At 67.5% G+C, this 11,669-nt stretch carries 12 protein-coding genes; 7 read left to right on the plus strand and 5 right to left on the minus strand.

Features of this window, described 5'->3' with window-relative positions:
• Positions 1-52 precede the first annotated feature (52 nt).
• The 3 genes from IAE58_RS05820 to IAE58_RS05830 all read left to right on the plus strand — a co-directional run bounded on the left by IAE58_RS05820 (position 53) and on the right by IAE58_RS05830 (position 3,082).
• Positions 53-475: a hypothetical protein gene (locus IAE58_RS05820; RefSeq protein ID WP_233614725.1), complete on the plus strand. Its 423-nt coding sequence runs from the start codon at positions 53-55 to the stop codon at positions 473-475.
• A 126-nt stretch (positions 476-601) separates the two neighbouring features.
• Positions 602-2,599 carry a transketolase gene (tkt, locus tag IAE58_RS05825; RefSeq protein WP_199932910.1) on the plus strand — a complete coding sequence of 666 codons (1,998 nt, stop codon included), beginning with the start codon at positions 602-604 and terminating at the stop codon, positions 2,597-2,599.
• A 177-nt stretch (positions 2,600-2,776) separates the two neighbouring features.
• Positions 2,777-3,082 (plus strand): HigA family addiction module antitoxin, encoded by a 306-nt coding sequence (locus IAE58_RS05830; protein ID WP_199932909.1) that lies wholly within the window; start codon positions 2,777-2,779, stop codon positions 3,080-3,082.
• Between the two features lie 24 nt (positions 3,083-3,106).
• Here IAE58_RS05830 and IAE58_RS05835 read toward each other — a convergent pair whose 3' ends face one another.
• The 3 genes from IAE58_RS05835 to IAE58_RS05845 form a co-directional block, all read right to left on the minus strand.
• On the minus strand, positions 3,107-3,709 hold the full coding sequence (locus IAE58_RS05835; protein WP_325166839.1) for an NADAR family protein: 603 nt from the start codon (positions 3,707-3,709) through the stop codon (positions 3,107-3,109).
• A 73-nt stretch (positions 3,710-3,782) separates the two neighbouring features.
• On the minus strand, positions 3,783-5,735 hold the full coding sequence (locus IAE58_RS05840) for an acetyl-CoA hydrolase/transferase C-terminal domain-containing protein (protein WP_199932908.1): 1,953 nt from the start codon (positions 5,733-5,735) through the stop codon (positions 3,783-3,785).
• 34 nt (positions 5,736-5,769) lie between these two features.
• Positions 5,770-6,327, minus strand: coding sequence for a flavin reductase family protein (locus tag IAE58_RS05845; RefSeq protein WP_199932907.1), 558 nt, complete (start codon positions 6,325-6,327; stop codon positions 5,770-5,772).
• 118 nt (positions 6,328-6,445) lie between these two features.
• On the opposite strand from IAE58_RS05845, the gene IAE58_RS05850 reads away from it, so the two are divergent.
• The 3 genes from IAE58_RS05850 to IAE58_RS05860 are packed head-to-tail and all read left to right on the plus strand — an operon-like array spanning position 6,446 to position 8,578.
• Entirely contained in the window at positions 6,446-6,811 is a 366-nt protein-coding gene (locus IAE58_RS05850) for a BlaI/MecI/CopY family transcriptional regulator (RefSeq protein WP_108754006.1), read from the plus strand.
• Positions 6,804-8,018 (plus strand): TonB family protein, encoded by a 1,215-nt coding sequence (locus IAE58_RS05855; protein ID WP_199932906.1) that lies wholly within the window; start codon positions 6,804-6,806, stop codon positions 8,016-8,018. Before IAE58_RS05850 ends, IAE58_RS05855 begins: the two co-directional genes overlap by 8 nt.
• Positions 8,015-8,578: a hypothetical protein gene (locus tag IAE58_RS05860; RefSeq protein WP_199932905.1), complete on the plus strand. Its 564-nt coding sequence runs from the start codon at positions 8,015-8,017 to the stop codon at positions 8,576-8,578. The genes IAE58_RS05855 and IAE58_RS05860 overlap by 4 nt, the downstream gene beginning before the upstream one ends.
• Before the next feature lie 57 nt (positions 8,579-8,635).
• Here IAE58_RS05860 and IAE58_RS05865 read toward each other — a convergent pair whose 3' ends face one another.
• Together IAE58_RS05865 and IAE58_RS05870 are read right to left on the minus strand one after the other, a co-directional pair.
• A complete protein-coding gene (locus IAE58_RS05865) occupies positions 8,636-9,436 on the minus strand; it encodes an MBL fold metallo-hydrolase (protein ID WP_199932904.1) in 801 nt (266 codons plus the stop codon).
• 9 nt (positions 9,437-9,445) lie between these two features.
• Positions 9,446-10,264 (minus strand): S1/P1 nuclease, encoded by an 819-nt coding sequence (locus tag IAE58_RS05870; protein WP_199932903.1) that lies wholly within the window; start codon positions 10,262-10,264, stop codon positions 9,446-9,448.
• Positions 10,265-10,390: 126 nt separating this feature from the next.
• Here IAE58_RS05870 and IAE58_RS05875 point away from each other — a divergent pair, with 126 nt between their 5' ends.
• Positions 10,391-11,518 carry a GGDEF domain-containing protein gene (locus IAE58_RS05875; RefSeq protein WP_199932902.1) on the plus strand — a complete coding sequence of 376 codons (1,128 nt, stop codon included), beginning with the start codon at positions 10,391-10,393 and terminating at the stop codon, positions 11,516-11,518.
• The last annotated feature ends 151 nt before the right edge of the window (positions 11,519-11,669 follow it).

An 11,669-nucleotide genomic window follows, 5' to 3' on the forward strand; every position in this document is an offset into this window, starting at 1 on the left:
ATCCCGACGCATGGAAGGCGTCGGGATTGGCGCCGTGCGAACGGGAGCAGAAATGAGGATTTCGTACGTGATGGTCGCCGCCCTGGGCCTGCTGGCCTTCGACGCCAGTGCCCAGAAGGCCTGTGAAACCAACTACACCAAGACCGGCAGCTTCTTCGCCGGGCGCACCTTCACCACCTGGGACGTAGTGCCCAACGCGACGCCGGCTGACGCGCTCAAGCGCATCCAGATCGAAGGCGTGAAGTCGGGCCTGAAGGTGGCCACCGTGGACAAGGACCTGGGCATGCTCACCATGGAGCAGAACGTCCAGTTCAACGGCGGCCAGACCACCCTGCCGTGGAACGTGCTGATCGAGGCCGAGGGCAAGGGCTCGAAGATCACCGTGACCAAGACCACCCCGGCCACCTACGCCACCGGCGAGGACTTCCAGAAGAAGTCGATGTGCGCCGTGATCGAGGCCGCCGCCCCGAAGTAAGCGGCGGGCGGGGTTAGATCCCTTTCTCTGGCAAGGGATCTGGCCCTACGCCTGAACCCGGCCCCGGGTCTGTGGGACAATGGGGGGCCCGCACGTCCGCGGCCGCCTCCCGATTCCGACAGAACCATGACGCAGCCTACCCGTCGCCAGTTGGCCAACGCCATCCGCTTCCTTGCCGCCGATGCGGTTGAAACCGCAAAGTCCGGCCACCCCGGCATGCCCATGGGCATGGCCGATATCGCCGAAGTCCTCTGGAACGACTATCTCCGGCACAACCCGAACAACCCGCAGTGGTTCAACCGTGACCGCTTCGTGCTGTCCAACGGCCACGGCTCGATGCTGCAGTACGCCCTGCTGCACCTGAGCGGCTACGACCTGCCGATCGAACAGCTCAAGCAGTTCCGCCAGCTGGGCAGCCACACCGCTGGCCACCCGGAACGCCACGAGACCCCGGGCGTGGAAACCACCACCGGCCCGCTGGGCCAGGGTTTTGCCAACGCCGTGGGCTTCGCCCTGGCCGAGAAGCTGCTGGCACAGCGCTTCAACCGCCCGGAGCTGGAAATCGTCGACCACCGCACCTGGGTGTTCATGGGCGATGGCTGCCTGATGGAAGGCGTGTCGCATGAAGCCGCTTCGCTGGCCGGCACCTGGGGCCTGCACAAGCTGGTCTGCTTCTGGGACAACAACCACATCTCCATCGACGGCAACGTCGAAGGCTGGTTCACCGACAACACCCCCGAGCGTTTCGAGGCCTACGGCTGGAACGTGGTGCGCGATGTCGATGGCCACGATCCGGAAAGCATCAAGGCCGGCATCGAAGCGGCCCTGTCGCAGGACGAAAAGCCGACCCTGATCTGCTGCCGCACCACGATTGGTTTTGGTTCGCCGAACAAGGCCGGCAAGGAATCCAGCCACGGCGCGCCGCTGGGCAAGGACGAACTGGAAGCCACCCGCAAGCAGCTGGGCTGGAACTACGGTCCGTTCGAGATTCCCGAAGAGATCTACGCCGGCTGGCGTGCCGGCGGTACCGGCACCCTGCGCCAGGCCGAATGGGAACAGCAGTTCGACAAGTACGCCGCGCAGTTCCCGGCCGAAGCCGCCGAACTGACCCGTCGCTCGCACGGCGAACTGCCGGCCGACTTTGTCGCCAAGGCCGATGCCTACATCGCCCAAGTGGCCGCTGAAGGCCCGACGATCGCTTCGCGCAAGGCCTCGCAGCTGGCCATCGAAGCCTTCGCCCCGCTGCTGCCGGAAATCGTCGGCGGCTCGGCTGACCTGGCGCACTCCAACCTGACCCTTTGGAAGGGCAGCAAGTCGGTCGCCAGCGACGACGCCAACGCCAACTACGTGTACTACGGCGTGCGCGAGTTCGGCATGACCGCCATTGCCAACGGCCTGGCCCTGCACGGTGGCTTCATTCCGTTCGATGCCACCTTCCTGGTGTTCAGCGATTACGCCCGCAACGGCGTGCGCATGAGCGCGCTGATCCCGGCCCATGCCATCCACGTCTACACCCACGACTCGATCGGCCTGGGCGAAGATGGCCCGACCCACCAGCCGGTGGAACACCTGGCCTCGCTGCGCTACATCCCGAACAACGATGTGTGGCGCCCCTGCGATGCGGTGGAATCGGCGGTGAGCTGGAAGGCTGCGATCACCCGTCAGGACGGCCCGAGCTGTCTGGTGTTCAGCCGCCAGAACCTGCCGCACCAACCGCGTGATGCCGGGCAGATCGCGCAGATCGAACGCGGCGGCTACGTGCTGGCCGATGCGGCCGGCACCCCGGACGTGATCCTGATCGCCACCGGTTCGGAAGTGTCGTTGGCCACCGAAGCCAAGGCGCAGCTGGACGCCGCCGGCCTGAAGACCCGCGTGGTCTCCATGCCGTCCACCGACGTGTTCCTGCGCCAGGATGCGGCCTACCGTGAATCGGTGCTGCCCAACGCCGTGCGCAAGCGCGTGGCGGTGGAAGCCGGCGTGACCGGCTTCTGGCGCCAGTTCGTCGGCCTGGACGGTGCGGTGATCGGCATCGATACCTTCGGTGCCTCGGCCCCGGCCGACAAGCTGTACCAGCACTTCGGCATCACCGCCACGCACGTGGTGGAAGCAGCCAAGGCGCTGTAAGCCGCCTCGCGAAGCAGAGAGAGAAAGGTCGGCGCAAGCCGGCCTTTCTTGTTTTCCGATCAGCACTGACCGCCGTGTCGATGACGATGACGCGATGGCCTCTTCCGCCGGTACGGCGAACTCTGCAATAACAGCGCGATGTCAGGGGTTGCCTGATGGCTGGACCGAGGATGCTCGATGCCGCTGCATGATCCGCCCCATCCTGGAGAAGCGCTACGCGAAGACATCCTGCCGACGATCAAGATGTCCATCAGTGCGCTCGCGCACCACCTCGGGTACTCACGTGGGCAATTGTCGACGGTCATCAACGGCCATGCAGGCATTTCTGCCGAGCTGGCGTACCGCTTGGAACTGGCCGCTCTGGGAAATGCCCGGATGTGGTTGGCGATGCAAGCGGCCTACGATCTCTGGCAGGCAGAACATCGCGAGCATCCTGCGATCGCGCGTCTCGATCTCCCCGAAGCCTTGAACCGCCCGCAGTAGATCCACGCCATGCGTGGATGGGCGCTACATCGCCTCGCGTACATCCATCAATGCAAAGCCCAGCAGGTTCAGCCCGCGCCATTGCGCGGGGTTGTGCGCGTCGGCGTGGTCCTTGGCCAGCCCGATGCCCCAGATGAAATCCACCGGACTGGCTTCCACCAGCACCCAACCCGCCGTGGCGCGCAGGAAGGCGCCCAGTTCCGGGTTCTGGCTGAATTTGGCGCGGTTGCCGGCCACCACCAGGTCGTAGCGCGCCTGCACCCAGCGCGCTTCATCGAAGCCTTCGATCTGGCGGCCCAGCGCCTTGGCCTTGTCCGGCGTGGCGCTGGCGATGATCTTGTCGAGCAGCACGCTTGCGCCGAACAGCCGCGCCTTGCCGGCCATCATGTAGTGCTCGGCGGTGCGGTAGTGCACGCCATCAATGTCGAAGCCGGCGTCGTACCACTGGCTGAAGCAGGACGCAGACACACCGCTTCGCGGCGGCTGGTGGCCCCAGAAACACAGATAGCGCAGGTCTTCGCCTGCGGCATGGCGTTGCTGCAGGTCGTGCAGGAAACGGGAATCGTCGTTCATCGGCACAGCATAGCGTGCCGCCGCAGCCTGGTAGGTGCCAACCTTGGTTGGCACGGAAGCTGTTCCGCCGGGCATGGCCCGGCGCTACCGCTCCGCGGGGCATGGCCCGGCGCTACCATCGCTGCGATTACGCGGTGCGCGCCAACGCCAGCCGCAGCAGCCGCGCGTTCAAGCGCTCGCCGAAATCCTTCGGCGCCTGCAGCCCCATGCGCTGCAGGTACACCGCATCGCCATCGCCGGCCGGCTGGCGCAGCGCGGCCCACGCCGTGCGCAGCGTCGCGCCGCGTGTCTGCGTATTCGCCTTCAGCCAGCCCAGCGCCTTCACCAGCACCTGTTCGATCTCGTTGAAGTCGCTGCCCAGCGGGTAGTCGGGCAGGGTGCCATCACTGCGGAAGGGCGCCAGCGCCGCCGCCAACGCGGCAGGCGTGTTGCGCTGCAGACGCTGCGGATCCGGCTGCTGCGCGGCACGCAGTTTGCGCGCCGCGTGCGCCTGCTCCAGCAGTGCTGCCTGGAACGGCGCTTCGGTAATGGCGGTCATCGCCTGCGCGCAGTCCTCGTCGGTCAAGCCGCGCAGATCGGCAATGCCGTACTCGTTCAGATAGATATCGCGCAGGTGCCGCGGAATGGTGGTGTGGCCGTAGTTCCAACGCACGTTCGAGGCACGTTGGCCCTTGTCGTCGCGTGCGGCACGGAACATCAGCACGCTGCGTGCTTCCGGCAGGGCATGGGCCATGGCCACGAAGTTGTACTGCCCGCCGACACCCGAGACCACGCGCCCATCATCCAGCGCGTCCGACACTGCCGCGCCCAGCGCGGTGGCCATCATGCAGGAATTGAAGAAGCGCGCATGGCGGCGCTGCAGGCGCTCCAGCGTCTCGTTGCCACCATAGAGCTGGTTGATCTCGCCGATGCGCCGCATGCCGATCGCGCGGCATTCGTCTTCGGGCAGGGTGCGCAGCCATTCGTAGAATTCCGGCGAACCCAGGTAGAACGCGCCGTGCAGGTATTCACCCTCGGCGGCCAGGGTGGCGTGGTCGATCGACAGCGTGCTGCCGTTTTCGATGCGCTGCATCAGGGCCAGGTCGTCGTGCACCTTGCGCTTGATCACCCCGGTCTGCACCAGCCGGCGGAAACCCTCGTTGAGCATTTCGCTGCAGCCGTACAGGCCGACCTCGAACGGTTCCAGCCCGCCGATTTCCTGCACCAGCGGATGGCTGGCCAGCTGCGGGTCCAGCGCATGCAGCACGCGGCGGTAGCGCGCATTGTCGGTATGGCGCAGCACCAGCGCGTGGCTGAGCGCATCGGCCAGGGTGCCGATGCCGATCTGCAGCGTGCCGCCATCGCGCACCAGGGTGCTGGCGTACAGGCCGATGGCGTAGTCGGCGTCGGCCACCGGCTGCCGCGGCAGGCCGAACAGCGCCGGGTAGGGCGGCCGCGGGGTGATCACCAGGTCGAAGAAGGACACATCCACCGTGGCCGAACCGCCCAGGTACGGCAGCTGTGGATCGATTTCGGCAATCAGCAACGGGCGCGGCAGGCCGCGTGCGGCAATCGCATCCAGCGTGTCCTGGGTGATGTCGTTGTTGCATGACAACGACAGCCGGCGATCATCCGGGCGCATGGCCACTTTCTGCACGATCACCTGCGGTGCGCGCTGGGCCACCGCATCGGCCGCGTGCGTGTAGTTCAGGCTGGTATAGCTGGACTGCGCCTGCCGCGACCCCAGCAGCGCGCCGGACTGCATGTAGAACTCTTCCACCTGCACATGCGCCGGCAGCGCATCGCGGGCGATGGCATCGGCATAGGCCAGGCGCGGGAAATCCTCGCCGAAATGGCGCTGCACGAACGGCGCCATGAAGCGCGCCTCCAGGCCATCGCCGCGCGCCTTGGGCGGGTTCAGCGACAGCGCGGTGTACAGCTGCAGCGGCCGCGACGGATCCGCCTCAACCCGCGCATACAAGGCATTCAACAGCCGGTGCGGCTTGCCCAGCGCCAGCGGCGCACCCACCCGCAGCGGCCCGTCCACGCGCGCGAACAGCCAGTCAACGGCGGCGTCCAGGTCGGTCAGGTGTTCGGTCATGCGGCAAGGTCCTGCGTGCGGGGGAGTGCGGGCATTACAGCATGTCGGGCTTGAACCGCCGTCGACGCGAGACTTTGGCGCCGGACAGCATGAACTGTCCATCGCCGCGATAGTGGAACGTGCGCGGCAGTTTCGGCCGCGGCGCCACGTGTGCGCGCACGATTTCCCAGATGAAGAGATTGCTCGACTGCACCTGGCTGTCGTCGTACAGGCGGCACTCGAAGCAGGAATGGCACTGGCCCACCAGCGGCGCGGCCACGTCGCGCGCCGGCAGCGCGTCCAGGCCAAAGTGGGCGAACTTGTCGAGGTCACGGCCGCTGCAGTTGCCGATATCCACCACCGTGTCCAGCAGCTCCACGCCAGGCACGTTGATCACGCATTGGCCGCTGTCCCGGGCCAGGGCGAAGCTGTGGTTCTCGCTCCACAGGTAGGTGGCCACCAGCGACGGCGAGAAACCCATCACCATGTGCCAGCCCATCGTCATCAGGTTGCGCTGGCCCTGCGCCGCGGTGCTGACCAGCACGATCGGGCCCGGTTCCAGGAACCGGCGTGCGTCCTCGACGGGGTAGTCCTTCTTGCGCAGCGGCTTCATGCAGGCTCCGTGGGCGGTGGCTTCGATGCTGGTCCGTGGCAGATGAACCGCATGTTGAGGGGCTTGACAGCACGCTCGATTACGCGCGTAATCGAATTGTCGATTACGGATGTAAACAATGAGCCCGATCAGTGAAGCCGAAGCCATCGTGATGGAAGTGCTGTGGCAGCAGTCGCCGCGCAGCGCAGACGATGTGGTCGCCGCGCTGGCCCACCGCGACTGGGCCGAGCCGACCATCAAGACCCTGCTCAACCGCCTGCTGACCAAGGGCGCCATTGCCGCCGAACGCGACGGCCGTCGCTACCTCTACCTGCCGCTGCTGCAACGCCAAGCGTGGGTGGACATGCAGAGCCAGGATTTCATTGGCCGCGTGTTCGATGGCAGGGTGGCGCCGCTGGTCGCCCACTTCAGCGAGCGCGGGCGGCTGACGGCACAGGACATTGCCGAACTGAAGAAGCTGATCCAGGAGATGGACGATGAATGAGCTGCTCGATGGACTGTGGCAGGCCAGCCTGGGGCTGGCGTTGGGTGTGCTGCTGCTGGCGGCCGTGCGGCCCGTGCTGGTAACGCTGGGCGGTGCGGAGCTGGCCTATCGCAGCTGGTGGCTGTTGCCGCTGCTGCTGATGGCCCTGCTGCTGCCCGTGCCAGCATTGCCGGTGCTGCAGCACGTGCCCACGCTGCCATTCAAGGTGGTGCCGGGCACCGTGGAGGGGCCTGCCGCGCAGTTGCCGCTGTGGCCGTGGCTGCTGGCCGTGGCCTGGGCGCTGGGCGCCGGCTTGCAGCTGCTGCGCGCGCTGCGTGCGCAACGCCGTTTCGAGCAGACGCTGGGCCCCCTGCAGGCGCGTGCCGATGGCAGCTGGCAGGCCGGCGCCGACCCCGGCCTGCCCGCGCTGGTGGGGCTGTGGCGGCCGCGCATCGTGGTCGGCCCGCACTTCGACCAGCAGTTCGATGCCCATGAGCAGGCGCTGATCCTGCTGCACGAACGCAGCCATCGCCGCAACGGCGATCACTGGGCCAATGGCGGTCTGCTGCTGGCACGCACGGTGTTCTGGTTCCACCCGTTGCTGCCCTGGGCCGCGCGCCGTTTCCTGCGCGACCAGGAACTGGCCTGCGATGCACGCACCGTTGCCGCCCAGCCCTCGCAACGCCGTCTCTACGCCAGCACGCTGCTGAAGGCGCAGCTGGTCCACCCGGTTGCGCCGATGGCCTGCCATTGGCGCAGCCAACCCGTGTTGAAGGAGCGTATCGCCATGTTGAAGCAGTCGAAACGGAAGGCATTGCCGAAATTGTCGGGCCAGCTCTTGGTGGTGGGTCTGTGCATGGGTGGGGCGGCGTTGGCGTGGGCCAGCCAAGGGGCGGGTGGTGTGGAGCGCGGTGCGGCAGCGGGCGCGGGCAATCGCGATATCCTGATCGACAAGATGCCCCCGCCCAGCTATCCGCGCTCGGCGTTTGAAAACGGCCAGACCGGCGTGGTCACGCTGCGGCTGGAGGTGGATGCACAGGGCCAGCTGACCGATGTGCGGATCCTCAGTGCCACCAATCCGGGCGTGTTCGACGAAGTGTCCAAGGCCGCCGCGCGCAGCTGGACCTACCGTCCGGCACTGAAGAACGGCGTGCCCGTGGCGGCCGCGGTGAAGGTGCCGATCACCTTCGCCATGGATGACGATGCGGCCGACGGTGGCCGGAAGTGAGAGGCCTGCCGCTGTGCCTGCTGGCCGCGCTGATGGCCGGGTGCGCCAGCCATGAACGCCTGACCACGGTCGATACCCGCAACGAGAGCGTCGGCCACCAGCGCCTGAAGCCCGATGCGGCCGGTGGTGCGGGGCAGGTCCAGCCGTACGCGCTGGCCGCCAGCGAGGGCTACCGGATGCCGCAGTTGTATGCGGCACCGGACGCGGTGGTGGGCGAGCGCGATCCACGCACCGCGTTGCCGCCAACCACGGTCTGCCTGCAGGTGGTGGTGGACGCGCAGGGCGGGGTTGAACGCAGCATGCCGCTGACCGACCGGAAGGAATGCAGCGCGGGTGCAGCGACGGAGAATGGCCCGCTGCTGCAGGCCGCGCAGGATGCGGTCGCGCAGTGGAAGTATTCCCCGGCGGCGGTCTGCCGTTTCGCCGCCGGCAGGACGCCCGAAGACCGCAGTGACTGCAAGGGCGCCGACAGCATCGAACCGGTGGCGGTCACCCTGCAGTACGCCTTCACCTTCGAAATCGTGAAAGGCCAGCACGTGGTACGCACCCAGGGCCGCTAGCGCCGGGCACGTGAACGGTAGCGCCGGGCCATGCCCGGCGTGTCCTCGCCGCCGCTCTCAGGCCCCGCCCTGGATATTGGCCTTCACCGCCGGCTGCATCAGCTTCGGCTCGGCCAGGGTGGCATCGCGTGCCTGCCGCACGCTGACAAACGCCGCTTCGTCCACGCCGTCGTGCACGTGGATGTTGTGCGCACGCTGCGCGCCGATGGTGGTTTCATTGGCGATCGCACGGCCACCCGGGCCGTAGTCGTGGCAGACGAATACGCGGGTGGCATCGGGCAGCGCCAGCAGGCGCTGGATGGAGCGGTACAGTTGCGCCGCGTCACCGCCCGGGAAATCACAGCGGGCGGTGCCGCCATCGGGCATGAACAGCGAGTCGCCAGTGAACAGTGCATCGTCGATCAGGTAGGCGATGCTGTCGCTGGTGTGGCCCGGCACCGCGATGATGCGGCCCTGCAGCGTGCCCAGCGCGAAGGTTTCGCCATCGCTGAACAGATGGTCGAAGTGCGCGTGCTGCGCCGGCATGTCCAGGCCGTAGCGCGGCGCGAAGGTGGCCTGCACCGCGCGGATGCCCTCGCCAATGGCCAGCGTGGCCTGCGGGAACCGCGCCTTCAACTGGCGCCCGGCCGACACGTGGTCGGCGTGGGCGTGGGTTTCCAGCAGCCAGCGCAGCTGCAGGCCCTGCTGTTCGATGGCCTGCAGCAGCGGACGCACGGGCGCGTCGCTGCTGGCGTCGGTGTCCGGGTCGTAATCCAGGACCGGATCGATCAACGCCGCTTCGCCACTGGCCGGATCACTGACCAGATAGCTGAAGGTATTGCTGTCGCGGTGGAAGAAGGATTGGACCTGGACCGACATGGAACCTCCTCAGCGTGTGCCCAGCACGCGGTTCAGCAGCTGGGCCAGGTTTTCACCGGCCAGCCGCAGCTGTGCCTCGGCCACCGGGCGATAGCGCGCGGTGTATTCATCGCCAATCTTGCGCGAAGCCGGGTAAACGCCGGGTTGTACCGAAATGCGGCAGCTGGCTTCGGCCCAGCGCTGCGGATCCTGCTGCGGGTTGGACTGGCGTGCCAGCTTCGGCGCCGGCAGTGCGCGCAGCACCGGCAGGTAGCCGCTGTCATCCAGCTTGCGGGTGTTGAGCATGCCGCTGTCCCACAGCGAATGCAGGTTGGTACCGCGGTTGCCGAACTGCAGCTGGAAATCGTTGCCGCCCTTGTCGTGGCCGTAGCCGGCGTGCATCGGCTGGTGTACGTCACCCACCAGGTGCACCACGAACTTCAGCGCCTGCAGGCGCTCGCCATCGGTCAGTTGGCGGTCGCCCAGGATCGTGCTCTGCGCCTTCAGGGCTTCCACGATGCAGTTGCCGTTTTTGCAGTGCTTGGGGGCTTCGTAATGGCAGCCGTCTTCGGCGATGTTGACGTAGTGCCAGCCGGCCGAGCGGCGGCCCAGGCTGGGGTCCTTGGCGCGCAGCTGGTCGGCCCAGGGCGCGATGCTGGCCAGGGTGGCGCCCGGTTCGGTGGCCAGCAGGCGGTCCACTTCGGCACGGGCCGTGGGGTTCAGGCGGGTTTCGGCCACCTCGGCCACCAGGCGGTGGCCTTGTGCGCCCCAGGCATGGGCGGGCGCGGACAGGGTCAGCAGGGCCGGGGCGAGCGCGGCGGCGAGGAACAGGGAGTGCAGGGCTTTCATCCGCCCATTCTAGCGGCGCCGCCGGGCAGGGAATTGACGCAACGCGGCGCGTCGCCGGCGGCCCGCTGCCGACGCCGCGTTGATCCGGTTGCCGATAGGCTGGCGCGGCCACGCATGGGGACGGCGATGACCAGCACCGACAGGCGCGTTACCGCAGTACCGATCGACGAATCCGGATTTGCCGTTGCCTTCGATGCACAGGTGCTGTGGCGCATGCGCTGGGCCTGCGCCGTGGCGGCCTGCTTCTCGCTGCTGTTCATCGCGCTGGACCGACAATGGTTGCCGCCCGACATCGGCGCCGTGGTGCTGCGCTGGCGCTTGGGCGTGCTGCTGCCGGCACTGCTGGTGGGCGTGGTCATGACCTATCTGCCGGCGTGGCGCCGCTACCAGCAGTACATCGGCGGGGCCATGGTGCTGTGCAGCGGGCTGGCCCTGGTGGCCATGGTGTGGACCGCGCACCACGCCGAAACTGGCTACCCCTACGAAGGGGTCAGCCTGTTCCTGCTGTTCAACTATTTCCTGTGCGGGTTGCGCTTCAAGGTGGCCACCTTCAACGGCACGGTCATCAGCGCCGCCTTCGTACTGGCCGAAGTGAACGTGCTGCCGGCCGGGCCGGCCCTGGCCGAGGCGTTGATGTTCGTGCTGGCCACCCACGTGGCGGGTATGGTGGGCTGTTACATCTCCGAACGGCAGGCGCGCGCTACCTTCATTGCCGAACAGCGGCTGGACGCGCTGGCCAACCACGATGGCCTGACCGGCCTGCTGAACCGCCGCGCCTTCGACCGCCGTGCGCGGCAGATCTTCCAGCACTACCTGCGCACGCCACACCCGCGCGGTGCGCTGCGCATCGCGATGATCGATATCGATTACTTCAAGCGCTACAACGACCACCACGGCCACCCCGCCGGCGACACCGTGCTGCATGCCGTGGCCGCGGCGTTGTCGGCGCAGTTGCGCGATGTGGATTCGGTGGTGGCGCGCTATGGCGGCGAAGAGTTCGTGGCGCTGGGCCATTGGCAGCCGGGCCAGCCGCAGTCGGCACCGTTCGAACAGCTGCGCCAGCAGGTGCAGGCGCTGGCGATCGCCCATGCCGATTCCGATGCGGCGCCAGTGGTCAGCGTCAGCATTGGCGTGGCGCGCTGGCATGACGACGGCGGCGACACCCTGGAACAGGCGCTGGCCAGGGCCGACCAGGCGCTCTACCGCGCCAAGGCCGCCGGCCGCAACCGGGTGGAAGTGGCCGCAGACCAATGAAATCCACCCGCCCCGCCCAATCAAAAAAGCCCCGGCACACACACCGGGGCAACATGCTGCGAGCGTCTTTGCTTGGTGGGTTGCTGCTTGAGACGGGGGAGCGGGGGGGGGACCCCCCCGCCCCAACAAAAAATACACGGGGGCCTACCGC

This window comes from Stenotrophomonas sp. S49, from assembly GCF_016624905.1.
GTDB lineage: Bacteria > Pseudomonadota > Gammaproteobacteria > Xanthomonadales > Xanthomonadaceae > Stenotrophomonas.

Excerpts from the sequence above, each read along its gene's own strand:
- IAE58_RS05840 (WP_199932908.1), bottom strand. The coding sequence starts at position 5,735 with ATGACCGAACACCTGACCGACCTGGACGCCGCCGTTGACTGGCTGTTC.
- IAE58_RS05830 (WP_199932909.1), top strand. The coding sequence starts at position 2,777 with ATGCCGCTGCATGATCCGCCCCATCCTGGAGAAGCGCTACGCGAAGAC.
- IAE58_RS05870 (WP_199932903.1), bottom strand. The coding sequence starts at position 10,264 with ATGAAAGCCCTGCACTCCCTGTTCCTCGCCGCCGCGCTCGCCCCGGCC.
- IAE58_RS05845 (WP_199932907.1), bottom strand. The coding sequence starts at position 6,327 with ATGAAGCCGCTGCGCAAGAAGGACTACCCCGTCGAGGACGCACGCCGG.
- IAE58_RS05820 (WP_233614725.1), top strand. The coding sequence starts at position 53 with ATGAGGATTTCGTACGTGATGGTCGCCGCCCTGGGCCTGCTGGCCTTC.
- IAE58_RS05865 (WP_199932904.1), bottom strand. The coding sequence starts at position 9,436 with ATGTCGGTCCAGGTCCAATCCTTCTTCCACCGCGACAGCAATACCTTC.
- tkt (WP_199932910.1), top strand. The coding sequence starts at position 602 with ATGACGCAGCCTACCCGTCGCCAGTTGGCCAACGCCATCCGCTTCCTT.
- IAE58_RS05875 (WP_199932902.1), top strand. The coding sequence starts at position 10,391 with ATGACCAGCACCGACAGGCGCGTTACCGCAGTACCGATCGACGAATCC.
- IAE58_RS05850 (WP_108754006.1), top strand. The coding sequence starts at position 6,446 with ATGAGCCCGATCAGTGAAGCCGAAGCCATCGTGATGGAAGTGCTGTGG.
- IAE58_RS05855 (WP_199932906.1), top strand. The coding sequence starts at position 6,804 with ATGAATGAGCTGCTCGATGGACTGTGGCAGGCCAGCCTGGGGCTGGCG.